This window comes from Pseudoxanthomonas suwonensis J47 (assembly GCF_000513955.1).
Taxonomy (GTDB): domain Bacteria; phylum Pseudomonadota; class Gammaproteobacteria; order Xanthomonadales; family Xanthomonadaceae; genus Pseudoxanthomonas; species Pseudoxanthomonas suwonensis_C.
The window spans coordinates 1-25,450 of record NZ_AZUZ01000009.1 but is presented as its reverse complement, the minus strand read 5'-3'; the positions used below and the strand labels follow the sequence as shown (position 1 = coordinate 25,450).

General features: G+C 71.6%; 29 protein-coding genes. 17 read left to right on the top strand and 12 right to left on the bottom strand.

The window, feature by feature from the left end; genetic code table 11:
* Positions 1 to 87: 87 nt before the first annotated feature.
* Positions 88 to 678, bottom strand: coding sequence for a class I SAM-dependent DNA methyltransferase (locus M503_RS0102740; RefSeq protein ID WP_028919086.1), 591 nt, complete (start codon positions 676 to 678; stop codon positions 88 to 90).
* Between the two features lie 102 nt (positions 679 to 780).
* On the opposite strand from M503_RS0102740, the gene M503_RS0102735 reads away from it, so the two are divergent.
* Positions 781 to 1,236, top strand: a complete 456-nt coding sequence (locus M503_RS0102735; RefSeq protein WP_028919085.1) for a CopD family protein — start codon at positions 781 to 783, stop codon at positions 1,234 to 1,236.
* 75 nt (positions 1,237 to 1,311) lie between these two features.
* Here the strand turns inward: M503_RS0102735 and M503_RS0102730 are convergent, their stop codons facing one another.
* On the bottom strand, positions 1,312 to 3,012 hold the full coding sequence (locus tag M503_RS0102730) for an alkaline phosphatase (protein WP_037060304.1): 1,701 nt from the start codon (positions 3,010 to 3,012) through the stop codon (positions 1,312 to 1,314).
* Between the two features lie 205 nt (positions 3,013 to 3,217).
* Between M503_RS0102730 and M503_RS0102725 the strand changes: the two genes are divergently transcribed.
* Complete coding sequence (locus tag M503_RS0102725; protein ID WP_028919083.1) at positions 3,218 to 4,495, top strand: dicarboxylate/amino acid:cation symporter; 1,278 nt, start codon at positions 3,218 to 3,220, stop codon at positions 4,493 to 4,495.
* A 112-nt stretch (positions 4,496 to 4,607) separates the two neighbouring features.
* On the opposite strand, the gene M503_RS0102720 is transcribed toward M503_RS0102725, so the two are convergent.
* Both M503_RS0102720 and M503_RS0102715 read right to left on the bottom strand, forming a co-directional pair.
* The gene (locus M503_RS0102720; protein WP_081720915.1) at positions 4,608 to 5,468 is read right to left on the bottom strand and encodes a C40 family peptidase; all 861 of its coding nucleotides are present in this window, start codon (positions 5,466 to 5,468) and stop codon (positions 4,608 to 4,610) included.
* A gap of 74 nt (positions 5,469 to 5,542) precedes the next feature.
* A complete protein-coding gene (locus M503_RS0102715; RefSeq protein ID WP_081720914.1) occupies positions 5,543 to 6,067 on the bottom strand; it encodes a C40 family peptidase in 525 nt (174 codons plus the stop codon).
* A gap of 122 nt (positions 6,068 to 6,189) precedes the next feature.
* Between M503_RS0102715 and M503_RS0102710 the strand changes: the two genes are divergently transcribed.
* A complete protein-coding gene (locus tag M503_RS0102710) occupies positions 6,190 to 6,669 on the top strand; it encodes an FKBP-type peptidyl-prolyl cis-trans isomerase (protein ID WP_028919080.1) in 480 nt (159 codons plus the stop codon).
* Positions 6,670 to 6,826: 157 nt separating this feature from the next.
* Here M503_RS0102710 and rnhB read toward each other — a convergent pair whose 3' ends face one another.
* From rnhB to M503_RS0102680, 6 genes are read right to left on the bottom strand one after another with little or no spacing between them, the layout of a single operon-like run.
* The gene (rnhB, locus tag M503_RS0102705; RefSeq protein WP_028919079.1) at positions 6,827 to 7,510 is read right to left on the bottom strand and encodes a ribonuclease HII; all 684 of its coding nucleotides are present in this window, start codon (positions 7,508 to 7,510) and stop codon (positions 6,827 to 6,829) included.
* Positions 7,507 to 8,718, bottom strand: a complete 1,212-nt coding sequence (gene lpxB / locus M503_RS15530) for a lipid-A-disaccharide synthase (RefSeq protein WP_051414153.1) — start codon at positions 8,716 to 8,718, stop codon at positions 7,507 to 7,509. The genes rnhB and lpxB overlap by 4 nt, the downstream gene beginning before the upstream one ends.
* A gap of 11 nt (positions 8,719 to 8,729) precedes the next feature.
* Positions 8,730 to 9,518 carry an acyl-ACP--UDP-N-acetylglucosamine O-acyltransferase gene (gene lpxA / locus M503_RS0102695; protein WP_028919078.1) on the bottom strand — a complete coding sequence of 263 codons (789 nt, stop codon included), beginning with the start codon at positions 9,516 to 9,518 and terminating at the stop codon, positions 8,730 to 8,732.
* Positions 9,519 to 9,549: 31 nt separating this feature from the next.
* Entirely contained in the window at positions 9,550 to 10,008 is a 459-nt protein-coding gene (gene fabZ, locus M503_RS0102690; protein ID WP_028919077.1) for a 3-hydroxyacyl-ACP dehydratase FabZ, read from the bottom strand.
* Positions 10,005 to 11,030 carry a UDP-3-O-(3-hydroxymyristoyl)glucosamine N-acyltransferase gene (gene lpxD / locus M503_RS0102685; RefSeq protein WP_028919076.1) on the bottom strand — a complete coding sequence of 342 codons (1,026 nt, stop codon included), beginning with the start codon at positions 11,028 to 11,030 and terminating at the stop codon, positions 10,005 to 10,007. The genes fabZ and lpxD overlap by 4 nt, the downstream gene beginning before the upstream one ends.
* 51 nt (positions 11,031 to 11,081) lie before the next feature.
* A complete protein-coding gene (locus M503_RS0102680; protein ID WP_028919075.1) occupies positions 11,082 to 11,600 on the bottom strand; it encodes a Smr/MutS family protein in 519 nt (172 codons plus the stop codon).
* 110 nt (positions 11,601 to 11,710) lie between these two features.
* Between M503_RS0102680 and surE the strand changes: the two genes are divergently transcribed.
* From surE to M503_RS0102660, 4 genes are read left to right on the top strand one after another with little or no spacing between them, the layout of a single operon-like run.
* Positions 11,711 to 12,511, top strand: a complete 801-nt coding sequence (gene surE, locus M503_RS0102675) for a 5'/3'-nucleotidase SurE (RefSeq protein ID WP_028919074.1) — start codon at positions 11,711 to 11,713, stop codon at positions 12,509 to 12,511.
* Complete coding sequence (locus tag M503_RS0102670) at positions 12,508 to 13,200, top strand: protein-L-isoaspartate(D-aspartate) O-methyltransferase (protein WP_028919073.1); 693 nt, start codon at positions 12,508 to 12,510, stop codon at positions 13,198 to 13,200. The genes surE and M503_RS0102670 overlap by 4 nt, the downstream gene beginning before the upstream one ends.
* 4 nt (positions 13,201 to 13,204) lie before the next feature.
* Positions 13,205 to 13,819 (top strand): YqaA family protein, encoded by a 615-nt coding sequence (locus tag M503_RS0102665; protein WP_028919072.1) that lies wholly within the window; start codon positions 13,205 to 13,207, stop codon positions 13,817 to 13,819.
* Positions 13,816 to 14,583 (top strand): peptidoglycan DD-metalloendopeptidase family protein, encoded by a 768-nt coding sequence (locus M503_RS0102660; RefSeq protein ID WP_037060301.1) that lies wholly within the window; start codon positions 13,816 to 13,818, stop codon positions 14,581 to 14,583. Before M503_RS0102665 ends, M503_RS0102660 begins: the two co-directional genes overlap by 4 nt.
* 775 nt (positions 14,584 to 15,358) lie before the next feature.
* Here the strand turns inward: M503_RS0102660 and M503_RS0102655 are convergent.
* Together M503_RS0102655 and yhbY are read right to left on the bottom strand one after the other, a co-directional pair.
* Positions 15,359 to 15,733 carry an Mth938-like domain-containing protein gene (locus tag M503_RS0102655; protein WP_028920694.1) on the bottom strand — a complete coding sequence of 125 codons (375 nt, stop codon included), beginning with the start codon at positions 15,731 to 15,733 and terminating at the stop codon, positions 15,359 to 15,361.
* A 27-nt stretch (positions 15,734 to 15,760) separates the two neighbouring features.
* A complete protein-coding gene (gene yhbY / locus M503_RS0102650; RefSeq protein WP_028920695.1) occupies positions 15,761 to 16,066 on the bottom strand; it encodes a ribosome assembly RNA-binding protein YhbY in 306 nt (101 codons plus the stop codon).
* An 81-nt stretch (positions 16,067 to 16,147) separates the two neighbouring features.
* On the opposite strand from yhbY, the gene rlmE reads away from it, so the two are divergent.
* The 10 genes from rlmE to M503_RS0102600 all read left to right on the top strand — a co-directional run bounded on the left by rlmE (position 16,148) and on the right by M503_RS0102600 (position 25,043).
* Positions 16,148 to 16,786, top strand: coding sequence for a 23S rRNA (uridine(2552)-2'-O)-methyltransferase RlmE (gene rlmE / locus M503_RS0102645; RefSeq protein WP_024868982.1), 639 nt, complete (start codon positions 16,148 to 16,150; stop codon positions 16,784 to 16,786).
* A gap of 82 nt (positions 16,787 to 16,868) precedes the next feature.
* Complete coding sequence (ftsH, locus tag M503_RS0102640; protein WP_028920696.1) at positions 16,869 to 18,803, top strand: ATP-dependent zinc metalloprotease FtsH; 1,935 nt, start codon at positions 16,869 to 16,871, stop codon at positions 18,801 to 18,803.
* A gap of 10 nt (positions 18,804 to 18,813) precedes the next feature.
* Positions 18,814 to 19,065 carry a hypothetical protein gene (locus M503_RS0102635; protein ID WP_028920697.1) on the top strand — a complete coding sequence of 84 codons (252 nt, stop codon included), beginning with the start codon at positions 18,814 to 18,816 and terminating at the stop codon, positions 19,063 to 19,065.
* Between the two features lie 102 nt (positions 19,066 to 19,167).
* Complete coding sequence (gene folP, locus M503_RS0102630; RefSeq protein WP_028920698.1) at positions 19,168 to 20,064, top strand: dihydropteroate synthase; 897 nt, start codon at positions 19,168 to 19,170, stop codon at positions 20,062 to 20,064.
* A gap of 7 nt (positions 20,065 to 20,071) precedes the next feature.
* Positions 20,072 to 21,028: a tRNA (adenosine(37)-N6)-dimethylallyltransferase MiaA gene (gene miaA / locus M503_RS0102625; RefSeq protein ID WP_028920699.1), complete on the top strand. Its 957-nt coding sequence runs from the start codon at positions 20,072 to 20,074 to the stop codon at positions 21,026 to 21,028.
* Positions 21,029 to 21,138: 110 nt separating this feature from the next.
* The gene (gene hfq / locus M503_RS0102620; protein ID WP_024868977.1) at positions 21,139 to 21,414 is read left to right on the top strand and encodes an RNA chaperone Hfq; all 276 of its coding nucleotides are present in this window, start codon (positions 21,139 to 21,141) and stop codon (positions 21,412 to 21,414) included.
* 23 nt (positions 21,415 to 21,437) lie between these two features.
* Entirely contained in the window at positions 21,438 to 22,769 is a 1,332-nt protein-coding gene (gene hflX, locus M503_RS0102615; RefSeq protein WP_028920700.1) for a ribosome rescue GTPase HflX, read from the top strand.
* Positions 22,770 to 22,873: 104 nt separating this feature from the next.
* A complete protein-coding gene (hflK, locus tag M503_RS0102610) occupies positions 22,874 to 23,995 on the top strand; it encodes an FtsH protease activity modulator HflK (RefSeq protein ID WP_028928079.1) in 1,122 nt (373 codons plus the stop codon).
* Positions 23,992 to 24,855: a protease modulator HflC gene (hflC, locus tag M503_RS0102605; RefSeq protein ID WP_024868974.1), complete on the top strand. Its 864-nt coding sequence runs from the start codon at positions 23,992 to 23,994 to the stop codon at positions 24,853 to 24,855. Before hflK ends, hflC begins: the two co-directional genes overlap by 4 nt.
* Complete coding sequence (locus tag M503_RS0102600; protein ID WP_024868973.1) at positions 24,855 to 25,043, top strand: DUF2065 domain-containing protein; 189 nt, start codon at positions 24,855 to 24,857, stop codon at positions 25,041 to 25,043. The genes hflC and M503_RS0102600 overlap by 1 nt, the downstream gene beginning before the upstream one ends.
* The last annotated feature ends 407 nt before the right edge of the window (positions 25,044 to 25,450 follow it).

The following is a 25,450-nucleotide window of genomic DNA, read 5'->3' as shown; positions in this document are numbered from 1 at the left end:
GGGCATCGCATCCGCGCTGGTGACGGGGGCAGGACTTTCCAGGAGAGGTTTTTTGGCCGGAAGTGGCCTGCGGCTGGGGCACAGGACTCAGGCGCGCTCGAGCGCCGAAGCGCTGCCGGCGAGCGCGGGAGCGAGCCAGCAGTGCGAACCGAGGGCGGTGAAACCCTGGTCCTCGAGGCGGCGTCGGTACCAGAGTGCCGTGCGGCGCTGGAAGCCGTCGGTGTCGCCTTCGAACTCGTCCTCGGCGGTGAAGGTTTCGAGGAAGGCGACGCCGCCACAGAGTTCGGCGAGGCCGGGCAGGCCGCGGACCAGTTCGCGGGTGGGGAGGTAGTGGAGGACGTCGGCGCAGACCAGCAGGTCGACGGGGGCGCAGGGGCGCAACCATTCGAAGTCGCCGAAGCTGGCCAGGTGCAGGTTGCGGCGCGGGCCGTGGCGGGCGATGGCGTATTCGCTGCTGTCGAAGCCGAGGTAGTGCAGTTTCGGGCGCAGTTTGAGCAGGGGCGCGCGCCAGGCGCCTTCGCCGCAACCGATGTCGAGGACGGTGCGCACGGGCCGCTCGAGGTGGTGCTCGGCGACGGCCACGGCGAGGGCGACCTTGCGGGCCAGGCGCTTCGGGTCGTGGATGGCCTGGTCGCGGTACCAGTGGTCGAAGTAGTGGCGGTCGTAGGTCTTGGTCATCGGCACGGTTGAGGGACGGCAGGCGCGGCCTGCGCCGCGGTGGTTCGACAGGGAGGCGGCCGATGGCCGAGAATCCGCACATCCTAGCCGCAGGGCCCACGCATGTATTCCACGTATCTCTGGGTGAAGTCGTTCCACCTGCTGTTCGTGGTGGCCTGGATGAGCACGGTGTTCTACCTGCCGCGGATCCTGGTCAACCTGGCCGAGGCGCAGGGGCAGCCGGAAGTGCAGGCGCGGCTGGTGCTGATGGGACGGCGGCTGTACCGCTTCGGCCACAACATGTTCGGCATCGCCGCGGCGCTGGGCCTGGTGCTTTGGCTGGGTTATCGGGTGATCGACGGGTTCCCGACCATGGTCGGGAACCCGGCCGGCTGGCTGCACGCGAAGCTGGCGCTGGTGGTGCTGATGCTGGCGTACTACATCTTCACCGGGCGCTGGCTGAAGGGCGTGGAGCAGGGGCGCGGGCTGCCGTCGTCGGGCAGGCTGCGCCTGTTCAACGAGCTGCCGATCCTGCTGCTGCTCGGGATCATCTGGCTGGTGCTGGCCAAGCCGTTCTGATCCCACGCCCCGCGCGGGGTGCGGTGGCAAAGCAGGCGGGCCGCCCGTTGCAAGCGGCCCGTCTTCGTTTCCGGCTCAGTCCTGACGGCGGAACCGCTCCGGCCGCGGCAGTTCCACCGGCACACCGTTGGCGTCGCAGGTGCCGGCCTGGCACAGGCGTTCGCGCAGCTTCGGCGTGGCCTGCACGATCAGGTGGTAGATCGCGTTCTGCTCGAGGGTGCCGCGCACCGCCTCGCTGCCGGGGCCGCGCGCCCAGATGCCGACGTCCTCGCCGCCGTGCGATTCGGACTTCAGCGGCACCAGCGCTTCCTGCAGGTAATCCGGATCGGTGGTGTCGACCTGCGACAGGTCCGGGCGGCCGTGTGCGGGCCCGGCCGAAGAGGGCGCGTGCAGGAAGCGCTTGGGGCCTTCCGGCTGCTGGTTGCTGGCGCCGGTGTGGCCGGGGCCGTTGGCATAGCCGAGGGTGGTGTAGGGCAGGCCGGTGAGGTCGCGGGCGTAGCCGCCGGACGGGTCGTCCTCGCTGCCCTGGCCGCGGACCTTGCCCAGGATCGGGTTGCCGCGCACCGGGTAGCCGACGAAGTTGAGTGTGTGCGAGTGGTCGGCGGTGACCAGGATCAGGGTGTCGTCGGCCGAGGTCATCTCCGCCGCGGTGCGCACCGCCTCGGCCAGGGCGATGGTCTCGTCCAGGGCGCGGTAGGCGTTGCCGTAGTGGTTGGCGTGGTCGATGCGCGCGCCCTCGACCATCAGCACGAAGCCCTCCGGGTGCTTCGACAGGCGCCGGATCGCCTCGGCGGTGAGTTCGGCCAGCGAGGGTTCGGCGGCGGCGTCGCGCTCGTGCTCGAACTGCATGTGGTCGTATTCGAACAGGCCCAGCACCGCCGGCGCGCCGGCGGCGGCCTGCAGCTGGGCGCGGTTCCAGACGTAGGCACCGCCGGGATGGGCGGCCTTCCACTCGGCGACCAGGTCGCGGCCGTCGCGGCGCAGGCCGACCTTGTCGGCGTGTTCGGGATCGCGCGCGCCCGCCGGCAGGAACTGGGCGCGGCCGCCGCCGAACAGCACCGTCGGGCCGCGGCCGTAGGGCGTGGACACCATCTGCCGGGCGATGTCGACGCAGCCTTCGGCCACGGCCTTCGCCGGCAGGTCGGCGTCGTGTTCCCAGTTGCGGTTGGGGGCGTGCGCCCAGGTCGCCGCCGGGGTGGCATGGGTCAGGCGCGCGGTGGTGACGATGCCGGTGGCCATGCCGGCGGCATCGGCCAGGTGCAGCCAGGTCAGGCGCTGCCTGCCGAGGCTGCCGGCGCAGTCGTCGCGGTGGCCGGCGGACACGCCGATCGCGCCCATGTGCGACTTCACCCCGGTGGTGATCGCGGTCATGGTGCCGGCCGAATCCGGGGTCTGCGAGTCGGTGTTGTAGGTCTTGCTGAAGCCGGTATGCGGGAAGCGCTCCCAGGACAGCAGGTTCTCCTCGCCGGGCTGCCGGCGGCGCTGGCCCTCGAGGATGCGCGCGGCGGCCACCGTGGTCAGGCTCATGCCGTCGCCGAGGAACAGGATGACGTTCTTCGCTTTGCCGGCCATCGCGCCGCGGGCGGCGGCCTGGGCGGCGCCGCTGCGGTACCACCACTCGGCGGTCTCGCCCTGCGGGTGGGCGATGGCCGGGACCTCGATGTCGATCGCGGCGGAGGGCAGCGCGCCGGGGGCGGCGGGGAGGGTGCCGGTGGAGGCGCAGGCGGCGAGCAGGCTGGTGCAGAGGGCGGCGGGCAGGTACTTCAGGCGGGGCATCGGCATTCCGGCGGTTGCAGCGTGCCGTCGGTGCGGGGGCGGCCGGTCGCGGCGCCGCGTCCCGACGCCGCCGGCGTGAGAGGGAGGCCGCATTATGCGCCGGGCGCTTTGTCATGCCGATGACACGACGGCGTTCCGCGCACGCCGTCGCGGTCCGCACGGCCATTGGGCTATCGTGCCGGCTTCGCTAGGCGATGGATCCCCGATGAAACTCGTTTCGGCCTGGCTGGCCATCCCGTTCTGGCAGCGCGTGCTCGCCGGCTTCGTGCTCGGCGCGCTGGCCGGATGGCTGATGGGCCCGGCGGCGCAGACCTGGTTCGGCCCGCTGGGGACGGTCTACGTCACCCTGATCCGGATGATCGCCGTGCCGCTGGTGCTGTTCGCGGTGATCAACGCGGTGGCCTCGCTGCACGGGCAGAAATCGGTGGCGGCGCTGGGCGGGCGCACCTTCCTCTGGTTCGCGGCGACCGCGGCGCTGGCGGTGGGCGTGGGCCTCGCCGTGGGGCTGGTGCTCAAGCCCGGCCAGGGACTGACCGGGCTGGAGATGGCCGCGGACTACACCCCGCGCGAGGTGCCCACGCCGGTGCAGGTGCTGCTGGACGTGGTTCCGGCAAACCCGTTCAGGGCGCTGGCCGACGGCAAGATCCTGCAGGTGATCTTCTTCGCCGGCCTGCTGGGCTTTGCGCTGGTGAAACTGGGCGAGCGCACCGCGCGGCTGCGCGCGCTGGTGGGCGAGGCCAGCGAGGCGATGATCCAGGTCACCCGCTTCGTGCTGGAGATGACCCCGCTGGGCACCTTCGGCCTGATCGCCGGCCTGGTCGGCAGCTACGGCTTCGAGAAGCTGCTGCCGCTGGGCAGCTTCGTGTTCGCTCTGTACCTGGCCTGCACGCTGCACATCGTGTTCGTGTACGGCGGCCTGCTCCTGGCGCACGGCCTCAACCCGCTTAAGTTCTTCCGCGGCGCCGCGCCGGGCATGCAGGTGGGCTTCGTCAGTTCGTCGAGCTTCGCCTCGATGCCGGTGGCCATGCGCAGCGTCACCCACAACCTGGGCGTGGACAGGGACTACGCCGCGTTCGCCGTGCCGCTGGGCGCGAGCATCAAGATGGACGGCTGCGGCGCGATCTACCCGGCGCTGACCTCGGTGTTCGTGGCCCAGTACTTCGGCATCGACCTGTCGCTGAACCAGTACTTCGTGATCCTGCTGGCCTCGGTGCTGGGCAGCTTCGGCACCGCCGGCGTGCCGGGCACGGCGATCGTGATGGTGACCCTGGTGCTGAGCGCGGCGAAGCTGCCGCTGGAAGGCATCGCCCTGCTGGTGGCGATCGACCGCATCCTCGACATGATGCGGACCATGACCAACGTGACCGGGCAGATGCTGGTGCCGGTGCTGGTGGCCAAGGAGACCGGGCTGCTCGACCGCCGCACCTACGAGCAGGCGTCGAGCAACGTCGGCCTGGAGGAACACGGGGGCGTAGGCGACTGAGCCCGCCACGTGGGCCTCGGCCGGACGGCTCGTGCCGGTCCGGCGGCGGAACCGGTAAACGAAGAAGGCCGCCCCTGGGGCGGCCTTCTTCCTGTCCGACTGGTGACCGGGATCAGATCTCGACCCGGCGCGCCTGCATGAAGCGGTTGCCCCAGTAGCCGGAGGTCAGGCTGTCCACGCGCACGTCCTTGCCGCGGCTGGGCGCGTGCAGGAACTGGCCGTTGCCGACGTAGATGCCGACGTGGTTGACCCGGCCGCGCAGGCCGAAGAACACCAGGTCGCCCGGGTTGAGCTGGTTGCGGTCGCGGATCAGCTGGGCGTCGGCCTTGGCCGCCATCTCGCGGGAGACGCGCGGCAGCTCGATGCCCAGGGCGCTGCGGAACACGTAGCCGACCAGGCCGCTGCAGTCGAAGCCCTCGGTGGAGGTGCCGCCCCAGCGGTACGGAGTACCGATCAGGGACATGGCGGCCTTCAGCACCTGCTGGACCCGGCCCTCGGACGGCGGCGCCGCGGCGGCCCCCTGGGTCAGGTCGTAGGCGGACAGCAGGCGGCTGACGTCGCCGGCGAACATCGCCGAGCGGTCCAGCAGCGGCAGGCTGTCGTTGCCGGAGATGTGCGGCAGCAGCGCGGCCAGGGTGGCGTCGGCGGCGGCGTCGGCCTTCTGGCGCAGGGTGCCGCTGGTCGGGGTGGCCCTGGCTGCAGCCGGGGCGGCGGCGTTCGCCGTGACCTCGGGGCCGGCGGCCGGCACGCCCTCGGCCATGACGACCTCGGTGGCCGGCGCGGCGATGGCTTCGGGCACGATCTCCGCCGGTTCCGGGGCGGCCAGCAGCGGCAGCGAAGGCATGGCCAGGAGAACGAGGAGGAGAGGACGGAGCACCCGGCGCCCGGAGGCAGCGGGGGTGGCGGCAGGCTGGCCTGTGCGCAGGTCGTCGGTCGTCACGCAGATGTCACAGTACGGCGATGCAGGGATCATGCCCCCTTCACCGTCTCTTGATGTTCACAAAAAGTTAAATTCGCATTAAGACGCGCGTGCGCGCCGTCGCGGATTCAGAGAAGGACCCGGCGCGCGCCGCTGTAATGGTCCCGCCAGTACGGGCCGTCGAGCCGGTCCAGGCGCACCGTGCCGCCGCTGCTGGGGGCGTGCACGAAGCGGCCCTCGCCCACGTAGATGCCGACGTGGGTGACCTCGCGGCCGCTGCCGAAGAACACCAGGTCGCCGCTGGCCAGCCGCTCCGGGGCCAGCCGCGGGCCCTGCACGGCGGCCAGTTCGCGCGAGCTGCGCGGCAGGCGCAGGTCGAGCATGTCGCGGAACACGTAGTTGACCAGGCCGCTGCAGTCGAAGCCGGTTTCGGGAGTGTTGCCGCCGTAGCGGTAGGGGGTGCCGACCAGGCTCAGGGCGCGCAGGGTCACGGCATTGGCCCGGGCCGGGTCGGCCGGGGCGACCTGCGGCCAGCGGATCGCGGCCGGGGCGGTCGGGCGGGTGGCCTCGCGGCCGCATCCGGCCAGCAGCGTCGCCAGGGCAAGAAGGAATGCGGCCCGCCGGAACGGGACCGGGAGGCCCGGCGCTGGCATGGCCGGGGACAGGGCGGGATAATGCGGCTCTTTCCTCACGCGGCCATCTTGGCCGCATCCCCATGCGGCAGACAAGCCGCCCACCCCCCAGCTGCCAACCCGGCAGCCAGACCGAGTTGCGCATGAAGATCGAAAAAGACCGCGTCGTCCGCTTCCACTACACCGTGTCCGAAGTCGGCCAGGAGCCGATCGAGACCTCGAAGGACCGCGAGCCGATCGCGATCCTGATCGGCCACGGCAACATCATCCCGGGCCTGGAGGCGGCGATGCAGGACAAGGTCGCCGGCGACAGCTTCAGCGTCGACGTGGCCGCGGCCGACGCCTACGGCGAGCGCCGCGACGGCCTGACCCAGCGCATCCCGAAGAAGCACTTCGGCAACACCAGGCTGGCCCCGGGCATGCAGGTCGTGCTGCAGACCAACTTCGGCCCGCGCGCGGTGACCGTGCAGAAGGTCGGCCTGAGCGTGGTCGACGTCGACCTGAACCACCCGATGGCCGGCAAGGACCTGCACTTCGACGTGGAGATCGTCGAGGTCCGCGAGGCCAGCCAGGAAGAGATCGAGCACGGCCACGTGCACGGCGACGGCGGCCACCACCACTGAGCCATCGCGTTCGCGCGTGATCCCGCAACGGCCCGCTTCGGCGGGCCGTCTGCTTTGGGGGGGGCGGGGCAGCGGGCGGGCAGCAGGCAGCAGACGGGCAGCAGGTAGCAGGTAGCAGGCAGCAGGGCGGGGTNGGGGCAGCGGGGCAAGCCCCGCTCTACAGGACCGGTTCGGGTTCGGGCCGGGGCTGGACGGGCGCCTGCCGGGTCAGCGCCTCGCGCACCGGGGCGAAGCTGCGGCGGTGGTGCACGCAGGGCCCGTGTTCGGCCAGGGCGGCCAGGTGCGCCGGGGTGGGATAGCCCTTGTGCTCGTGGAACCCGTACACCGGGTGCTCCTCGTGCAGCTGGCACATCAGCCGGTCGCGGCTGACCTTGGCCAGGATCGAGGCGGCCATGATCGCCGGCTCCAGCGCGTCGCCGCCGACGATGGCCTCGGCCATGCACGGCAGCGCCTTCGGCACGGTGTTGCCGTCGATCCGCACCAGTTCCACCTGCGGTCCCAGGGCGGCGACGCAGCGGCGCATGCCTTCGAGGGTGGCGTGGAGGATGTTGAGCCGATCGATCTCCTCGACCGCGATCATCTCCACGTGCCAGGCCAGGGCGCGCTCGACGATGCGCGGGTACAGGTCCTCGCGCTGGGCGTGGGTCAGCTTCTTGGAATCGTCGAGGCCGCGGATCCGCCGCTTCGGGTCGAGGATCACCGCGGCCACCGCGACCGGGCCGGCCAGCGGGCCACGCCCGGCCTCGTCGACGCCGCAGGTGCGCAGCCGGCGCCGGTCGATCGGGAACAGGCCCATGTCGGCACCCTCGGGCGCGACGCGACGTGGCGGACGCGGACTCATGCGCCCGCTCCGCGGGCCAGGCCCGGCAGCGTCGCCACCGCCTCGGCCGCGCGCGCGGAGGCGTCGCAGCGCAGGCGTTCGTGCTGGGCCAGGTACTCCGGCTCCAGCAGGGCCACCGCTTCCGGCGAACGGAACCAGCGCAGCACCGCCTCGGCCAGGCGGTCGGGCGTGCACTCGTCCTGGATCAGTTCCGGCGCCAGGTCGCGGCCGGCGAGCACGTTCGGCAGGGAATAGCGGTCGACCTTGATCAGGCCCAGGGCGCGCACGATCCGGTAGGTCAGCGGCGAGATCCGGTAGCCGACCACCATCGGCCGCTTGGACAGCATCGCCTCCAGGGTCGCGGTGCCGGAGGCGAGCAGGACCACGTCGGCGGCGGCCATCGCGTCGCGCGCCTGGCCGTCGAGCAGGCGGGTCTGCGCCGCCGGCAGCGCCGAGGCGGACAGCTGTTCCTGCAACACCTCGCGGCAGCGCGCGTTGGCCGCCGGCACCACCACGTGCAGGTCCGGCAGCGCCTCGGAAACGCGCCAGGCCGCTTCGAAGAAGACTTCGCCCAGGCGTTCGATCTCGCCCATGCGGCTGCCCGGCAGCACCGCCAGCACCGGCACCCCGGCCGGCAGGCCCAGCCGCGCGCGCGCGGCGGCGCGGTCCGGCTGCAGCGGCATGGCGTCGGCCATGGGGTGGCCGACGAAGCGCGCGTCGACGCCGTGGCTGGCGTAGATCCCCGGCTCCATCGGGAACAGGCACAGCACCCGGTCGGCGCTGGCGCCGATCTTCTCGGCGCGCTTCTCGCGCCAGGCCCAGACCGAGGGGCTGACGTAGTGCACGGTCGGCACGCCGCGCTGCTTGAACCAGCGCTCCACGCCGAGGTTGAAGTCCGGCGCGTCGATGCCGATGACCACGTCCGGACGCCATTCCAGCGCGCGCTCGCGGAACTCGCGGCGCAGGCGCAGCAGCCGCGGCAGGTGCCGCAGGACTTCGAACAGGCCCATCACGGCCAGCTCGCTGGCGTCGTGCCAGGTCTCCACGCCGGCGGCGCGCATGGCGTCGCCGCCGATGCCGGCGAAGCTGGCGTCCGGGAAACGCTTGCGCAGCTCCTCGACCAGGCCGGCGCCCAGCGCGTCGCCGGACGCCTCGCCGGCAACCAGCACCACGCGCAGGCCGCCGCCCGCTTCCGCCGTCCTGTTCCGGGTCCGCGCGCCCACGGCCATCGGGCGCGCGCTCAGCGCAGCAGCGGCCGTTCGCCGCTGTCGAGGAATTCCAGCAGCAGGCGCACGTCCTCGCTGTCCTCGGCCTGGCGCGACAGCTGCTCGCGCGCCTCGGCCAGCGGCAGGCCGGCGACGAACAGGGTGCGGTAGGCGCGCTTGATCGCGGCGATCCGCTCGGGGCTGAAGCCGCGGCGCTTGAGGCCTTCGCTGTTGATCCCGCGCGGCCGGCCGATCGAGTTGCCGCCGACCATGGTGTACGGGGTCACGTCGCCATTGACCAGCGCGCCCATGCCGAGGAAGGCGTGGTCGCCGATCCGGCAGAACTGGTGGGCGCCGGCGAAGCCGCTGATGATCACCCAGTCGCCCACGGTGACGTGGCCGGCCAGGGTGGTGTTGTTGGAGAACACGCAGTGGTTGCCGACGATGCAGTCGTGGGCCACGTGGGTGTAGGCGAGCATCCAGTTGTCGTCGCCGATGCGGGTCACGCCGCCGCCGCCGCCGGTGCCGCGGTTGAGGGTGACGAACTCGCGGAACACGTTGCGGTCGCCGATCACCAGCTCGGTGCGCTCGCCGGCGAACTTCTTGTCCTGCGGTTCGCCGCCGACGGCGACGTGGCTGATGAAGCGGTTCTCGCGGCCGATCCGGGTCGGGCCGGCGAAGCTGCAGTGCGGGCCGATCTGGCAGCCGTCGCCGATTTCCACCTCGGCGCCGATCACGGTGTAGGCACCGACGCTCACGCCCTCGCCCAGGCGCGCGCCCGGGTCGATGATGGCGGTGGGGTGGATGCGGGGGTTGTCGTTCATTGCGGTTTCCGTGTGCGGTCCGGGCCTGGGCTTACTCGCGGGTGCCCGCGCACAGGACCTCGGCGCAGGCCGCGATCTCGCCGTCGACCTTGGCCTCGCCATAGTAGACCGCCATGTTGCGGATCACGCGCTTGACCTGCACGTGCAGCTCCAGCACGTCGCCGGGGACGACCTGGCGGCTGAAGCGCGCATTGTCGACCTTGACCATGTAGAACAGCTTGGACTGGGCGTCGCGGCCCAGCGACAGCTGGGTCAGCACGCCGCCGGCCTGGGCCAGCGCCTCGATGATCAGCACGCCCGGCATGATCGGTTGGCCCGGGAAGTGGCCCTGGAAGAACGGCTCGTTGTACGACACGTTCTTGACGCCGACGATCCGCTTGGCCTCCAGGTCGAGGTCCACGATCTTGTCGACCAGCAGGAACGGGTAGCGGTGCGGGATCAGCGTCTGGATCGTGTTGACGTCGACAGGCAGCTTGACGGTTTCGTTCATTCGGCACTTTCCTGGGGGGTGGCGTTGACGCGCCGGGCCAGCGCATCCAGTTGCTTGAACCGGGCGGCGTTCTTGCGCCAGGTGCGGTTGTCGGTCAGCGGCGTGCCGGAGGAGTACTCCCCCGGCTCGCGGATCGAATGGGTGACCAGCGACATCGCGGTGACCAGCACCTTGTCGGCGACCTCGAGGTGGCCGAGCACGCCGGCGCCGCCACCGATCAGGCAGTAGCGGCCGATCTTCGCGCTGCCGGCGGCGGCCGAGCAGCCGGCCATGGCGGTGTGCGCGCCGATCTGCACGTTGTGGCCGATCTGCACCAGGTTGTCGATGCGCACGTCCTCGCCGAGCACGGTGTCGTCCAGCGCGCCGCGGTCGATGCAGGTGTTGGCGCCGATCTCGCAGTCGTCGCCGACCACCACGCCGCCCAGCTGCGGGACGTTGACCCACTGGCCGGCGTCCATCGCCAGGCCGAAACCGGCGCCGCCCAGCACCGCGCCGGGCAGGATGCGCACGCGCTTGCCCAGGCGCACGCGGGTGTAGAGGGTGACCCGGGCCTGCAGTTCGCAGCCTTCGCCCAGCTCGCAGTCGTCGCCGATCACGCAGCCGGGGCCGATCACGCAGCCGGCGGCGACCCTGGAGCGCGCGCCGATGGAGACGAAGGGGCCGACGTGGGCGTAGGGCGAGACCTCGGCGCTGGGGTCGATCACCGCGCTGGGGTGGATGCCCGGCGCGCGCGCCGGGACGCGTTCGAACAGGGCGGCGATGCGGGCGAAGGCCACGTACGGGTCGCGCGCGACCAGCGCGGTGCCCGGGGCCGAGGCGGCATCGTCGGCGCGCAGCACCACCACGCCGGCGCCGGAGGCGGCCAGCTGGGCGCGGTAGCGCGGGTTGGCGAGGAAGGCCAGCTGCCCGGGACCGGCATTGGCGAGGGTGGCGACGCCGTGTACCCGCACCCCGCCATCCCCGTGCAATTGCAGGGAAAAGCGTTCGGCGAGCTCGGCGGCAGTAAAGCTTGGGGAGTCCATCCGGCGCATTCTAGCCGCAGGTGAACGCCGGACCGGACCGTATGGAATGGTTCAGCGGCGCCCGAGCAGGACGAGCAGCGCGCCGGTACCGCCCTGTGCCGGCGGCGCGGAATGGAAGGCAAGCACGTCGCCGCGCTGGCGCAGCACGCGGTCGACCAGGTTCTTCAGCACCGGCACGCCGTCGCTGCCGCCCTTGCCGTGGATGATGCGCACGCAGCCCAGGCCGTGCGCGCCGGCCTCGGCGAGGAAGCGCGCCAGCAGCGCCTCGGCCTGCAGGGCGTTGGCGCCGTGCAGGTCCAGCTCGTCCTGCGCCGAGAAGCCGCCACGGCGCAGGCGCTGCCAGTCGCGCGCGGACACGCGCTCGCGGCGGAACGCGCTGGCGTCGCCGCGCAGCAGCACCGCGTCCGGATCGTCGGCCAGGCGGCCGGACGGCGCGGCCACGTCTTCGCGGCGGCGCGCCGGACGCGGTTTCGGCGCCGGCGGCGGCGCATGCACCGGCTTGCGCAGCGGCTCGACCTTGCCCACCGCGGCGCGGAACAGGGCGGCGGGATCTTCCTCGTCATCGTGCATCGGGCAAGGGTAGCGCAGCGGCGCCGCCACGGTCCCGCGTGCCGCGTGCCCGCCGGCGCAGAACCGCGGCGGGGGCTTCCGGTATCATGCGGATGTTTTCGAGGAAGCCCATGCGCGTACTTGTTTCGAACGACGACGGCGTGGATGCGCCGGGTATCCACGCCCTGGCCCAGGGCCTGCGCGACGCGGGCCATGAGGTCTACGTGGTGGCCCCCGACCGCGACCGCTCCGGCGCCAGCAATTCGCTGACGCTCGACCTGCCGATCCGGGTGAAGCGGATCGACCACTACACCTGCTCGGTCGCCGGCACGCCCACCGACTGCGTGCACCTGGCGCTGACCGGCATGTTCGACTTCGAGCCGGACATCGTCGTCTCGGGCATCAACAACACCGCCAACCTCGGCGACGACGTGATCTATTCGGGCACGGTGTCGGCGGCGATGGAGGGGCGCTTCCTCGGCCTCCCCGCGGTGGCGGTGTCGCTGGCGACCCGCAACCACGAGGCGAAGCACTACGCGACCGCCGCGCGCGCCGCGGTGGAGATCGTCGCCCGCCTGGTCACCGACCCGCTGCCGGCCGACACCATCCTCAACGTCAACGTCCCTGACCTGGCCTGGCACGAGGTCCGCGGCTTCGAGGTCAGCCGGCTGGGCAACCGCCACCGCTCCGAGGCCTGCGTGCCGCAGCCGGATCCGCGCGGCAATACCGTGTACTGGATCGGTCCGGCCGGCCCGGAGCAGGACGCCGGCCCGGGCACCGACTTCCACGCGGTGCGCACCGGCCACATCTCGATCACCCCGATCCAGGTCGACCTGACCCGCTACCAGGCGCTGGAGAAGGTCGCAGGCTGGGTCGGCGGCCTGACCGCGGCGCTGGGCTCCTCCGGCAGTACCCCGGGGGCGGCCGCATGACCCCACGGCTGCGCCTGCAACCGGAAGCGGTGGGCGTGGGCATGACCTCGCAGCGCGTGCGCGACCGCCTGGTCCAGCGCCTGCGCGAAGGCATGCCGGGCACCGCATCGATCGTCGACGAGAACGTGCTCAACGCGGTCCGCACCGTGCCGCGCCACCTGTTCGTGGACGAGGCGCTGGCCAGCCGCGCCTACGAGGACACCGCGCTGCCGATCGGCCACGGCCAGACCATCTCCCAGCCCTGGGTGGTGGCGCGGATGACCGAGGCGGTGCTGGCCGCGCGGCCGAAGAAGGTGCTGGAGATCGGCACCGGTTCCGGCTACCAGGCGGCGATCCTCGCCGCGCTGGGCCTGGAGGTGTACACGGTCGAGCGCATCGGCGACCTGCTGCGGCAGGCGCGCAAGCGCTTCCGCACCCTGGGCATGAACGTGCGCAGCAAGCACGACGATGGCCGCGTGGGCTGGGCCGAGCACGGCCCGTTCGACGCCATCCTGGTCACCGCCGCGGCGCCGGCGCTGGTCGACGCGCTGCTGGAGCAGCTGGCCGTCGGCGGCGTGCTGGTCGCCCCGGTCGGCGGCGCCTCGGCGCAATCGCTGGTGCAGCTGGTCCGCCGCGCGGACGGCAGCATCGAAGAACGCAACCTGGCGCCGGTGGTGTTCGTGCCGCTGCTTGCCGGCACCCTGGACTGATCGCATGCAGGTATTCGGACCGCTCTACGACCGCGCGCTGCGCTGGGCCTCCCACCCGCGCGCGCCGACCTACCTGACCGTGCTGAGCTTCTTCGAGGCGATCATCTTCCCGGTGATGCCGGAGGTGATGCTGGCGCCGATGTGCGTGGCCCAGCCGAAGCGCGGCTGGTGGTTCGCCACGCTGAGCCTGGCCGGGTCGATGGTCGGGGCGATGATCGGCTACGCGCTGGGCCACTTCGCCTTCGAGGCGGTCAAGCCGCTGCTGGCGACGATGGGCATGCTGCCGTCGATCGAGGCGGGCATCGCCACGGTGCAGACGAAGATGGCCGAGTCGCCGTGGGCGGTGTTCTGGTTCCTGGTGCTGGGCGGCTTCATGCCGATCCCTATGAAAGTCTTCACCTGGGCGTCAGGTATTGTCGGCGTGCCGCTGCTGCCGTATTTCCTGAGCATGCTGGTCGGCCGCGCCAAGCGCGTGTTCCTGCTGGCCGCGGCGATCCGCTTCGGCGGCGCGCGCGCCGCCGAGGCGCTGCGGCGCTGGATCGAGCCGCTGGGGTGGATCGCGACCGTGCTGGTCGCGGCCCTGGTGGCCTGGCTTGTCTGGAGGGCGAAGTTCGCATGAATGCCGAGGCTCTGAAACCGGTCGCGCGCCTGCTGGCGGCGGTGGCGCTGCTGGCGCTGCTGGCCGCCTGCGGCAAGAGCACCGTGGTGCGCAGTCCGTCGGCCACGACCGCCACGCAGGGCACGGCGGGCAAGACCGTGGTGGTGCAGCAGGGCGACACGCTGTATTCGATCGCGCGGCGCAATGGCGCCAGCGTCGAGGACATGGCGCGCTGGAACAGCCTGAAGCCGCCGTACACCATCTATCCGGGCCAGCGCCTGCAGCTGGGGCAGGGCACGCGCGCCACCACCGCCAGCACGCCGACGCGGACCGTGGTCGCGCCGAAGACCGGTACCACCGCGTCGACGACGCCCTCCACGCCGGCCCCCGCGCCGGCGGTGCCTCCCAGCAGCGGCTTCAGCTGGCGCTGGCCGGCGCAGGGCGTGCTGCTGAGCACCTACGTGGCCGGCAACAACACCCGCCAGGGCATCGACATCGGCGGCAGCAGCGGCCAGGCGGTGACCGCCGCGGCCGACGGCGTGGTCGTCTATTCCGGCGCCGGCCTGGTCGGCTACGGCGAGCTGATCATCGTCAAGCACAACGAGCAGTGGCTGTCGGCCTACGGCCACAACCGCAAGCGCCTGGTCGAGGAAGGCCAGAGCGTGAAGGCCGGCCAGCAGATCGCCGAGATGGGCCGCACCGGCACCGACCGCGACAAGCTGCACTTCGAGATCCGCTACAACGGCAAACCGGTCGACCCGCTGCTGTACCTGCCGAAGAAGTAAGCGACGGCGCCGGTGCNGGGGCGGATCCCCGGCCCGGCGCAGCGCGCCGGGCGCTCCCCCGCGCGCGATCCTGCGGATCGCAGGCCGCGCGGGCTCGCCCGCTACAACGGCAGCCGGTGGACCCGCTGTTCTACCTGGCGCAGAAGCGCGAGGCGACTCACGGCCTCAGCCCCTCTCCCGGTGGGAGAGGGGAGCAAAGCCCAGGCCTGCCTACTCGCGCAGCATTGCCGTTGCCGTTGCCGTTGCCGTTGCCGTTGCCGTTGCGATTGCAGTTGCCGTTGCTCTGGCTTTCCCCTCGCCGATTGAGCGAGCCGAGCATCGCGAGCGACGGCGGGGGCGAAGAGGCCCACTGTCTGAGCGAAGCGAGTTGTGGGCCGTCCCCCCGCCGTCGCGAGAAGCGCAGGGAACCGGCGGGCGTAAGCCCGCCGGCTCGCGAACGGCTGTGCTTTCTTTTTGGTTACTTTGATCAGCCATTCGGCTGCTGAGAAGCGCTTCTTTGCACAAGCAAAGAAAAGTGACTCGCCCAAGCCGCGTAGCGGCTGGCGAAAGCTTTTGCTCTTGGGCCTCCGCAGGAGGCCTGCTCCGGCTTGAGCTCTGGATGAACCCGGCCATCCTTGCCCACGCCGTTGCGATGCCCGGTTCGCTCCAACGGGAGAGGGAAAGTGGGAGCAACACCGACAGCAACGGGCCAAGGCAACAGCAGCGCGAGTCGACCCGGCGGGAATGGGACGGGGGCGTATAGAGGCTGGCCTGCAGTCAGGTCGACTGACAGGACTCAGCCCAGCAGCAGCGCCACCACGACCCGGCGGCCTTCGCCGGCCAGGACGTTGTAGGTCCGCGCCGCGGCGGCGTTGTCCATCACCTCGATGCCGATCCCGCGGGTCAGGCAGGCGGCCATCACCGCCGCGGCCGGGAACACCTGGCGGGCGCCGGTGCCCAGCACCACCAGTTCCGGGGAAAGCGCCAGCAGCGGCTCCAGGTGGGCCGGCTGCAACTCGCCGGTGGTGGCCGGGGCGTCCCAGTCTTCCAGCAGGCGGTCAGGGGCCAGGGCGAAGCTGCGCTCCAGGATCCGGTCGTTGACCCGGGCCTGGCGGCCGTCGGCGCCGCGCAGCACCCAGGCGTAATCGGGGCGTTCGTGGCTCAGCTGCATTGCAGGATCCGGCAGGTTCCTGGCCGCTCAGGCGCGGGGCAGGACGATGGCGGGGTTTTCCTTCGACCGCCGGTACAGGGTGGCGGTATGGCCGATCCGCTGCACCAGCGCCGAACCGGTCCGGGCCGCCAGGTCGGCGATCATCGCGTCGCGGGCCTCGCGGTCCTCGGCGCCGACCTTGACCTTGACCAGCTCGTGCCGCTCCAGCAGCTCGTCCAGCTCGGCGACCAGCCCCGGGGTGATGCCCTTGCCGCCGACCTGCATCAGGGCCTTGAGGCCATGGGCCTGGCCGCGGAGGAAGCGGTTCTGGGCGGAAGTCAGGGCGACGGACATCGGTCATGGAAGGTCATTGGGGCCGTTCAGGGTATCATGGCCGTCCATACCGCCGCGGGCCGCCTGGCCCGGTCCTCCTGCATGTCCCGCAGCTCCCGCAGCAAGAGCAGCCACCGCTGGCTCCGCGAGCACTTCGCCGATCCCTACGTGAAGAAGGCCCAGGCCGAAGGCCTGCGGTCGCGCGCCGCCTACAAGCTCGAGGAACTGATCGAGCGCGACCGGCTGCTGAAGCCGGGCATGGTCGTGGTCGACCTGGGCGCCGCCCCGGGCGGCTGGTCCCAGTACGTGCGCCAGGCCATGGGCGACAGCGGCCGGGTCGTGGCCCTGGACATCCTCGAGATGCCGCCGCTGGCCGGGGTCGAATTCCTTCATGGCGACTTCAGGGAGGAAGCCGTCTTATCCCAGCTGGAGACGCTGCTGGACGGCCAGCGCGTGGACCTTGTCCTTTCGGACATGGCCCCCAATATGAGTGGCGTGGACGCGGTCGACCAGCCGCGCGCGATGTACCTGGCCGAGCTGGCGATGGATTTCGCCGACGGCCACCTGCGTCCGGGCGGGACCTTCCTGATCAAGCTGTTCCAGGGGGTCGGCTTCGACGACTACGTGCGCGAACTGCGCCGCCGCTACGACAGGGTGGTGATCCGCAAGCCGGCGGCATCGCGCAAGCGTTCGCCGGAAGTCTATGCCCTGGCGCAGGGAAAGCGCGCCCAGATCAAGTAAGCTCGACCCGGAGTGCCGGGGCGAAAAAACCGGAAACAGCAGTGCGACAAGCCGAACCAAGGGAACCGCGGAGCCGATGAGGATGAACGACTTGACCAAGAACCTCCTGCTCTGGGTGGTCGTCGCCGTCGTGCTGATGGTCGTGTTCCAGAGCTTCTCCCCCCGCGACGGCGCCACCGCCGGCGTCGGCGAGTCGCCCAGCTACACCCGCTTCGTCCAGGACGTGGAGGCCGGGCGCATCCGCTCGGTGGTCTACACCGACGACAGCACCTTCACCGCCAACAAGATCCGCTACAAGCGCGTCGACGGCACCGAAGGCCGCGTCACCGGCCCGGCCGACCAGAAGCTGCTGGACCAGCTGATCGCCAAGAACGTCGACGTCACCCGCGAGGACCCGAAGACCGGCCCGGGCTTCTGGACGATCGTCCTGCAGTTCCTGCCGATCCTGCTGATCATCGGCTTCTGGCTGTTCATCATGCGCCAGATGCAGGGCGGCGGCGGCGGCGCCAGGGGCGCGATGTCCTTCGGCAAGTCGCGCGCCAAGCTGCAGGGCGAGGACCAGGTCAAGGTCACCTTCGCCGACGTCGCCGGCTGCGACGAGGCCAAGGAGGAGGTCGGCGAGCTGGTCGACTTCCTGCGCGACCCGTCCAAGTTCACCCGCCTCGGCGGCAAGATCCCGCGCGGCGTGCTGATGGTCGGCCCGCCGGGCACCGGCAAGACCCTGCTGGCCAAGGCCATCGCCGGCGAGGCCAAGGTGCCGTTCTTCTCGATCTCCGGTTCGGACTTCGTCGAGATGTTCGTCGGCGTGGGCGCCTCGCGCGTGCGCGACATGTTCGAGCAGGCCAAGAAGCACGCCCCCTGCATCATCTTCATCGACGAGATCGACGCGGTCGGCCGCCACCGCGGCGCCGGCCTGGGCGGCGGCCACGACGAGCGCGAGCAGACCCTCAACCAGCTGCTGGTGGAGATGGACGGCTTCGAGGGCGGCGAGGGCGTGATCGTGATCGCCGCGACCAACCGTCCCGACGTGCTCGACCCGGCGCTGCTGCGCCCGGGCCGCTTCGACCGCCAGGTCGTGGTCGGCCTGCCGGACGTGAAGGGCCGCGAGCAGATCCTGAAGGTGCACATGCGCAAGCTGCCGCTGGCCGACGACGTCGAGCCGCTGGTGATCGCGCGCGGTACCCCGGGCTTCTCCGGCGCCGACCTGGCCAACCTGGCCAACGAGGCCGCGCTGTTCGCCGCCCGCGAGAACGCGAAGGAGGTCCGCATGGACCACTTCGACCGCGCCCGCGACAAGATCCTGATGGGCGCCGAGCGCCGCTCGATGGCGATGAGCGAGGAAGAGAAGACCCTGACCGCCTACCACGAGGCCGGCCACGCCATCGTCGGCCGCCTGGTGCCGGAGCACGACCCGGTCTACAAGGTCACCATCATCCCGCGTGGCCGCGCCCTGGGCGTGACCATGTACCTGCCCGAGGGCGACCGCTACTCGATGAACCGCGTGGCGATCGAGTCGCAGCTGTGCTCGCTGTACGGCGGGCGCGTGGCCGAGGAGCTGATCTTCGGCGAGGACAAGGTCACCACCGGCGCCTCCAACGACATCGAGCGCGCCACCAAGATGGCCCGCAACATGGTCACCAAGTGGGGCCTGAGCGACGAGATGGGTCCGATCGCCTATGGCGAGGAGGAGGACGAGGTGTTCCTCGGCCGCTCGGTGACCCAGCACAAGAACGTGTCCAACGAGACCGCGCGCAAGATCGACGAGGTCGTGCGCACGATCCTGGACAAGGCCTACGCCCGCACCAAGGCGATCCTGACCGAGAACATCGACAAGCTGCACGCGATGTCGCAGGCGCTGCTGCAGTACGAGACCATCGACGCGCCGCAGATCGACGCGATCATGGAAGGCCGCGAGCCGCCGCCGCCGGCCGGGTGGGGCAAGTCGGGCAAGGGTGGCGGCGACAAGGGCGATCCGCGTCCGCTGCCTCCGGTGGGTGGCCCCGCCACCCAGACCTGAGGCCGGATCGATGGCCCAGTCGCCGGACGGCCGCGAACCGCGGCGCAGTTACTACGTCCGCAATCCGTGGCGGACGTGGTCGTCCGCCGCGTTCGGCGGCGCCTCGGCGATGCTTACCGTGACCACCGTGTTCTATGCGCTGGGCCGGCTGCCGCTGGTCCTGGTCGGCGTTTCCGTGGTGCTGGCCGTGGCCGTGTTCGGCTTCGGCCTCTACGCGCGGATCCGCGCCGCGCGCTTCGACGCGCAGATCGGCAGTCGCTGAGCCTGCCGGGCGGCGCTTTCGCCGCGCCACTTCCCGCCGAGGATTGCCCGCCTGCACGGCAGGGCCCAGACTTGCGCGCATTCCATTGAACGGATGCCGCCGATGTTCGACGTTTCCCCCAGCCTGGACTGTGCCGGCCGCGTGCTGAAGCTCGACCGCGCGCGGGTGATGGGCATCGTCAACGTCACCCCCGATTCGTTCTCCGACGGCGGCGCGCATGCCACCACCGATGCGGCGGTCGCGCACGGGCTGCGCCTGGCGGAGGAGGGTGCGGACATCCTCGACGTCGGCGGCGAATCGACCCGTCCGGGTTCAGCCGAGGTGCCGCTGGAGGAAGAGCTGCGCCGGGTGATCCCGGTGGTCGAGCGCCTGGTCCGCGAGACCTCGCTGCCGGTCAGCGTCGACACCTGCAAGCCGGAGGTGATGCGCGCGGCGGTCGAGGCCGGCGCCGGCATGATCAACGACGTCTGCGCCCTGCGCCGCGACCGCGCGCTGGACACCGCGGCGTCGCTGGGCGTGCCGGTGGTGCTGATGCACATGCTCGGCGAACCGCGCACGATGCAGGACGACCCGCGCTACGACGACGTGGTCGCCGAGGTGCACCGCTTCCTCGCCGAGCGGATCTTCGCCGCCGAGCTGGCCGGCATCCCGAAGAAGCACATCGTCGCCGACCCGGGCTTCGGCTTCGGCAAGACCACCGCGCACAACCTGGAGCTGCTGGCGCGGCTGGACCGCTTCGCCGAACTGGGCGTGCCGGTGCTGGCCGGGCTGTCGCGCAAGCGTACGATCGGCGAGCTGACCGGGCGCCAGGTCCCGGCCGAGCGCGGGTCCGGATCGGTCGCCGCGCACCTGCTGGCGGTGCAGCGCGGCGCGCGCATCGTGCGCGTGCACGACGTGGCCGCCACCGTCGACGCGCTGAAGGTGTGGGAAGCGGTGGCCGCGGTGCCGGCGCCGCGCCGCGACGCCGCCCCGGCGATCCGCTGGCCGGACGAGGACTGAGCGCCTGGTGGGCGTGGACACGCGGCCGCTGGCGATCGCGGTGATGGGCCCGACCGCGTCGGGCAAGACCGCCTTCGCGATCGAACTGGCCCAGCGCCATAACGGCGAGATCGTCAGCGTCGACTCGGCCCTGGTCTACCGCGGCCTGGACATCGGTGCGGCCAAACCGGACGAAGCCGAACGCGCTGGCGTGCCGCACCACCTCATCGACGTGCGCGAGCCCTGGCAGCCGTATTCGGCGGCCGAGTTCGCCGAAGACGCGCGCACGGCGATCGAAGGCATCATCGCCCGCGGCCGGTTGCCGGTGCTCGCCGGCGGCACCGGCCTGTATTTCCAGGCCCTGCTGCACGGCCTGGCACCGATGCCCGAGGCCGATCCGGCGCTGCGCGAGGCGATCGGCGCCGAAGCGGCGGAGCGCGGCTGGGCCGCGCTGCATGACGAGCTGGCCCGGGTCGATCCGGCAGCCGCGGCGCGGATCCGCCCCGGCGACGCGCAGCGCATCCAGCGCGCGCTGGAGGTGTACCGTGCCAGCGGCCGCCCGATCAGCGCCTGGCAGCGCGACCCGCCGCCGCCGCGGCTGCCGTTGCGGGTGCTGCGGCTGGTGCTGGCCCCGGCCGACCGCGCGGTGCTGCACGGACGCATCGCCGTGCGCTTCGAGCGCATGCTCGAAGCCGGCTTCCTCGACGAGGTCCGCCGCCTGCGCGCCCTGGCGCCGCTGCGCGGGCACCCGCGACCGCTGGACCTGCCGGCGCTGCGTGCGGTCGGCTACCGCCAGGCCTGGGAACACCTGGACGGCCTGGTCGGCGCGGAGGAGTTCCGCCAGCGCGGCATCGCCGCCACCCGCCAGCTGGCCAAGCGCCAGCTGACCTGGCTGCGCGGCGAGCTGGACGCGCGCTGGTTCGATCCGGAACGTGACGCAGTTCAACTCCGCGACGCGGTTTCGCGGTTTTTGCCGCGTACCTGAACGGAACCCGGTCGCCGGCTTGTGTAACATGCCCCCCACGGCCGGGCCGGGGGAGGCCCGCCACCCAACATAAGAAGAAGCTCGCCAAGAAGAGCGAAGGGGAAGAACCAATGTCCAAGGGGCAATCGCTGCAGGATCCGTTCCTGAACGCACTGCGTCGCGAACGCGTGCCGGTCTCCGTCTACCTGGTGAACGGGATCAAGCTGCAGGGTACGATCGAGTCCTTCGACCAGTTCGTGGTGCTGCTGCGCAGCACCGTGAGCCAGATGGTCTACAAGCACGCCATCTCCACCGTCGTGCCGTCGCGCAATGTCCGGGTTGGCCCGGGCGGCGGCTACGTGCAGCAGGCCGGGGAGGCAGCAGAAGGTGGCGAGGAGGCCGAGTAAGCCTCCCGCCCCGGGAGTATTGATTGTTCGAACGTTCCCGCAAGGGTGAACACGCGTTGCTGATCCAGCCCCACGCAGGTGGGGCCGTGGCCGAGGATGTGCTGGAGGAATTCGCCGACCTGGCCCGTTCGGCCGGCGCCAGCGTGGCCGCCACCCTGACCGCCCGCATCGACCGCCCGAACCCGGCCACGCTGATCGGCAGCGGCAAGCTCGAGGAGGTGAAGGCCGCCGCCGACGCCACCGGCGCCGACCTGATCCTGGTCAACCACGCGCTGACGCCGGTCCAGGAGCGCAACCTGGAGAGGGCGCTGCAGCGCCGCGTGGTCGACCGCACCGGCCTGATCCTCGACATCTTCGCCCAGCGCGCGCGCAGCCACGAAGGCAAGCTGCAGGTCGAACTGGCCCAGCTCAAGCACATGGCCACGCGGCTGGTGCGCGGCTGGACCCACCTGGAGCGCCAGCGTGGCGGCTCCATCGGCCTGCGCGGTCCGGGCGAAACCCAGCTGGAAACCGACCGCCGCCTGCTGCAGAAGCGCCTGGAGCAGCTGCAGCGCCGGCTCGAGAAGGTCGAGGTGCAGCACGCGCAGATGCGCCGCGCCCGCGTGCGCAGCGAACTGCCGCGCGTGGCCCTGGTCGGGTACACCAACGCCGGCAAGTCGACCCTGTTCAACGCCCTGACCGGCGCCGACGCCTACGCCGCCGACCAGCTGTTCGCCACCCTTGACCCGACCGTGCGCCGGGTCGCCCTGCCGGGCGGCAGCGTGGTCCTGGCCGACACCGTCGGCTTCGTCCGCGACCTGCCGCACGAGCTGGTCGCCGCGTTCCGCTCGACCCTGAGCGAGGCGCGCGAGGCCGACCTGCTGCTGCACGTGGTCGATGCCGCCGATCCGCAGCGCGAGGAACGCATCGCCCAGGTCGACGCGGTACTGGCCGAGGTCGGCGCCGGCGAGCTGCCGCAGCTGCTGGTGTTCAACAAGATCGACCGCATCGAGGGCGCCGAACCGCGCCACGACCACAGCGGCGGCGGCGCCGACGACCCCGGCCACCGCGAGCGCGTGTGGCTGTCGGCGCGCGATGGCCGCGGCCTGGAACTGCTGCAGGCCGCCCTGGCCCGGCGCCTGGACCTGCAGCGCGCCCACGGCGAGGTGCGCCTGCCGCCGGACGCCGGCCGCCTGCGCGCGCGCCTGCACCAGCTCGACGCGGTGCGTTCGGAGACCGCCGACGAGCACGGCTGGCTGCTGCAGGTGGACCTGCCACGCGGCGAGGCCGAGCGCCTGGCCGTCCGCGCCGACGGCGAACCGCTGCGCGCCCTGCTGCCGGCGTCGCCGCCGGCCGAGGACTGGGAACGGTCCTGACCGTTCCGCCGCCTCCGCCCGGGGACAGCGGCGGGTATTGCTAGAATCGGCCCACGATCCGGCGGCGCCCCCGCGCCGCCCGGGCCCATCACCACGGAGCTTTCATGGTCTGGAATACGCCCGGCAAGGGCGGGGACTCCCCCGACAACAACCGACCGAACCCCTGGCCGCCGCGACGGCCCAGCGGGAAGGGCGGCGGCCTGGACGACGTGGTGGCGCGCCTGCGCGACTTCCTCGGCGGCGACGGCGGCGGCATCGGCCGCTGGGTGCTGCTGGCGGTGGCGCTGCTGGTGCTGCTGAGCAGTTTCCAGCTGGTCGGCGAACAGCAGCGCGGCGTGGTCCTGCGCTTCGGCCAGTTCACCCGGGTCATGCAGCCGGGCCCGAACCTGAAGTGGCCGTGGCCGGTGGAGCGGGTGATCAAGGTCAACGCCACCCAGATCAAGACCTTCAGCAACACCGTGCCGGTGCTGACCCGCGACGAGAACATCGTCACCGTGGCGATGAACGTGCAGTACCGCATCGGCGACCCGCGCCTGTACCTGTTCGGTTCGCGCAACGCCGACCGCGTGCTGGAGCAGGCCGCGCAGAGCGTGGTCCGCGAGCAGGTCGGCCGCGCCGACCTCGACACCGTGCTCGGCGCGCGCGGCCCGCTGTCGGCCGGCGCCGCCAAGCAGCTGCAGGCTTCGCTGGACGCCTACCGCACCGGCCTGGTGGTGACCGAACTGAACCTGCAGGACGCGCGTCCGCCGGAGGAGGTCAAGCCGGCCTTCGACGAGGTCAACAGCGCCCAGCAGATCAAGGACCAGCTGATCAACGAGGCCCGCGCCTACGCCGCCAAGGTGGTGCCGGAGGCGCGCGGCGAGGCGGCGCGCCGGCGCACCGTGGCCGAAGGCTACAAGGCCGCCAAGATCGCCCAGGCCCAGGGTGACGTCGATCGCTTCAGCCTGCTGCGCGACGAGTACCGCAACGCTCCGGAGATCACCCGCAAGCGCCTGTGGCTGGAAACCGTGCAGGACGTGCTCGGCCGCAACCGCAAGGTGGTCGGCGGCGACGGCCGCCAGCTGATCTACGTGCCGATGCCGGCCACCGCCGGCGGCGCGCCGGTGCAGTCCCCGGTCCCGTCGGCCGAGGCCCTGCTGCCGGCGATCGAAAGCACCCCCGAGCCGACCCGTAGCGGCATCCGCGATGCGACCCGCAGCGCCGACCGCGAGGAGCCCACGCGATGAAATATTCCCTCTGGATCGCACTGGCCGTCGCCGCCCTGCTGGGCCTGCTCGGCTCGGTGTACGTCGTCCGCGAAGGCCAGGTCGCCCTGGTCCTCAACCTGGGCCGCGTCGCCCGCACCGACATCGGCCCCGGCCTGCACTTCAAGTGGCCGCTGGTCGAGACCGTGCGCACCTTCGACAGCCGCTTCACCCTGGTCGACTTCTCGCCGGAGCGTTACCTGACCTCCGAGCGCAAGGACGTGGCCGTCGACTTCGTGGCGATCGGCTACATCAACGACGCGCGTGCGTTCTTCCGCGCCACCGGCGGCGACGAATCGGCCGCCTCCGACCGCCTGGCGCCGATCATCAAGGACTCGCTGCGCAACGAGATCAACTCGCGCACCCTGACCCAGCTGGTGTCCGGCGACCGCAGCGAGGTGATCGCCAAGCAGCTGGAAGGCATCAACCGCGGTGCCGAGACGCTGGGCATGCGCATCGTCGACATCCGCCTCAAGCAGATCGACCTGCCCACCGACAGCGGCGTGATCAAGCAGGTCTACGACCGCATGCGCGCCGAGCGCAAGCAGGTCGCCAGCGCGCTGCGCGCCGAGGGCGAGGAGCAGGCCCGCACCATCCGCGCCCAGGCCGACCGCGACCAGGCCGTGCTGGTGGCCGAGGCCGAGCGCGACGCCCAGCGCCTGCGCGGCGAAGGCGATGCCCAGGCCGCGCGCCTGTACGCCGACGCGGCCAAGGGCGACGAATCGTTCTTCGCCTTCCACCGCAGCCTCGAGGCGTACCGCTCCAGCTTCTCCGACGGCCAGGGCGTGATCGTGCTCGACCGCAACGATCCGTTCCTGCAGTACTTCAAGAACGAGCGCTGATGCCCGCCGGACTGCTCCAGGCCCTGTGCCTGGTCGCGGTGCTGGAAGGCCTGTTCCTGTTCGCCGCGCCGGGACTGTGGCGGCGGACGATGGAAGAACTGGCGCAGCGCCCCGACCCGGCGCTGCGCCGCATCGGCGCGGTGGTGCTGATCGGCGGGCTGCTGTCGCTGTGGTGGTTGCGCGGATAGGTTTCCCCGCGACGCCACCTGGCGTGTCCGGCGACAGCATCCGCATCGCGGGGCACCAGCAGCAACTGCACGAAAACATCCGCTTTCAGCCCCAGCCTCCGATTGGTGCCGCAGCAATGCCGGCCGTCCGTAGAGTCGGGCTTGCCCGACTATCAGGCCGGATGTCCCGGGACGCGCTAAAGCAGCGGGGGCAAGCCCCGCTCTACGGGGGCGCGGCCTGCGGGTCGATCAAAGCCGCGCCCCGAACCGCGCCCGAAGACGCGGTGTTCCCGGGTGCCGGAAGCACTGCAGCCGCCCAATGCCCGACTCGTCTGTAGAGTCGGGCTTGCCCGACTATCAGGCCGGATGTCCCGGGACGCGCTAAAGCAGCGGGGCAAGCCCCGCTCTACGGAGGCGCGGCTTGAGGG

Excerpts from the sequence above, each read along its gene's own strand:
- M503_RS0102600 (WP_024868973.1), top strand. The coding sequence starts at position 24,855 with ATGCCCGCCGGACTGCTCCAGGCCCTGTGCCTGGTCGCGGTGCTGGAA.
- lpxA (WP_028919078.1), bottom strand. The coding sequence starts at position 9,518 with ATGAACGACAACCCCCGCATCCACCCCACCGCCATCATCGACCCGGGC.
- hflK (WP_028928079.1), top strand. The coding sequence starts at position 22,874 with ATGGTCTGGAATACGCCCGGCAAGGGCGGGGACTCCCCCGACAACAAC.
- rnhB (WP_028919079.1), bottom strand. The coding sequence starts at position 7,510 with ATGAGTCCGCGTCCGCCACGTCGCGTCGCGCCCGAGGGTGCCGACATG.
- M503_RS0102710 (WP_028919080.1), top strand. The coding sequence starts at position 6,190 with ATGAAGATCGAAAAAGACCGCGTCGTCCGCTTCCACTACACCGTGTCC.
- lpxB (WP_051414153.1), bottom strand. The coding sequence starts at position 8,718 with ATGGCCGTGGGCGCGCGGACCCGGAACAGGACGGCGGAAGCGGGCGGC.
- M503_RS0102665 (WP_028919072.1), top strand. The coding sequence starts at position 13,205 with ATGCAGGTATTCGGACCGCTCTACGACCGCGCGCTGCGCTGGGCCTCC.
- folP (WP_028920698.1), top strand. The coding sequence starts at position 19,168 with ATGTTCGACGTTTCCCCCAGCCTGGACTGTGCCGGCCGCGTGCTGAAG.
- hflC (WP_024868974.1), top strand. The coding sequence starts at position 23,992 with ATGAAATATTCCCTCTGGATCGCACTGGCCGTCGCCGCCCTGCTGGGC.
- M503_RS0102660 (WP_037060301.1), top strand. The coding sequence starts at position 13,816 with ATGAATGCCGAGGCTCTGAAACCGGTCGCGCGCCTGCTGGCGGCGGTG.
- yhbY (WP_028920695.1), bottom strand. The coding sequence starts at position 16,066 with ATGTCCGTCGCCCTGACTTCCGCCCAGAACCGCTTCCTCCGCGGCCAG.
- M503_RS0102635 (WP_028920697.1), top strand. The coding sequence starts at position 18,814 with ATGGCCCAGTCGCCGGACGGCCGCGAACCGCGGCGCAGTTACTACGTC.
- ftsH (WP_028920696.1), top strand. The coding sequence starts at position 16,869 with ATGAACGACTTGACCAAGAACCTCCTGCTCTGGGTGGTCGTCGCCGTC.
- fabZ (WP_028919077.1), bottom strand. The coding sequence starts at position 10,008 with ATGAACGAAACCGTCAAGCTGCCTGTCGACGTCAACACGATCCAGACG.
- M503_RS0102655 (WP_028920694.1), bottom strand. The coding sequence starts at position 15,733 with ATGCAGCTGAGCCACGAACGCCCCGATTACGCCTGGGTGCTGCGCGGC.
- M503_RS0102720 (WP_081720915.1), bottom strand. The coding sequence starts at position 5,468 with ATGATCCCTGCATCGCCGTACTGTGACATCTGCGTGACGACCGACGAC.
- M503_RS0102725 (WP_028919083.1), top strand. The coding sequence starts at position 3,218 with ATGAAACTCGTTTCGGCCTGGCTGGCCATCCCGTTCTGGCAGCGCGTG.
- surE (WP_028919074.1), top strand. The coding sequence starts at position 11,711 with ATGCGCGTACTTGTTTCGAACGACGACGGCGTGGATGCGCCGGGTATC.
- M503_RS0102680 (WP_028919075.1), bottom strand. The coding sequence starts at position 11,600 with ATGCACGATGACGAGGAAGATCCCGCCGCCCTGTTCCGCGCCGCGGTG.
- lpxD (WP_028919076.1), bottom strand. The coding sequence starts at position 11,030 with ATGGACTCCCCAAGCTTTACTGCCGCCGAGCTCGCCGAACGCTTTTCC.
- rlmE (WP_024868982.1), top strand. The coding sequence starts at position 16,148 with ATGTCCCGCAGCTCCCGCAGCAAGAGCAGCCACCGCTGGCTCCGCGAG.
- M503_RS0102715 (WP_081720914.1), bottom strand. The coding sequence starts at position 6,067 with ATGCCAGCGCCGGGCCTCCCGGTCCCGTTCCGGCGGGCCGCATTCCTT.
- M503_RS0102670 (WP_028919073.1), top strand. The coding sequence starts at position 12,508 with ATGACCCCACGGCTGCGCCTGCAACCGGAAGCGGTGGGCGTGGGCATG.
- M503_RS0102740 (WP_028919086.1), bottom strand. The coding sequence starts at position 678 with ATGACCAAGACCTACGACCGCCACTACTTCGACCACTGGTACCGCGAC.
- M503_RS0102735 (WP_028919085.1), top strand. The coding sequence starts at position 781 with ATGTATTCCACGTATCTCTGGGTGAAGTCGTTCCACCTGCTGTTCGTG.
- hfq (WP_024868977.1), top strand. The coding sequence starts at position 21,139 with ATGTCCAAGGGGCAATCGCTGCAGGATCCGTTCCTGAACGCACTGCGT.
- M503_RS0102730 (WP_037060304.1), bottom strand. The coding sequence starts at position 3,012 with ATGCCCCGCCTGAAGTACCTGCCCGCCGCCCTCTGCACCAGCCTGCTC.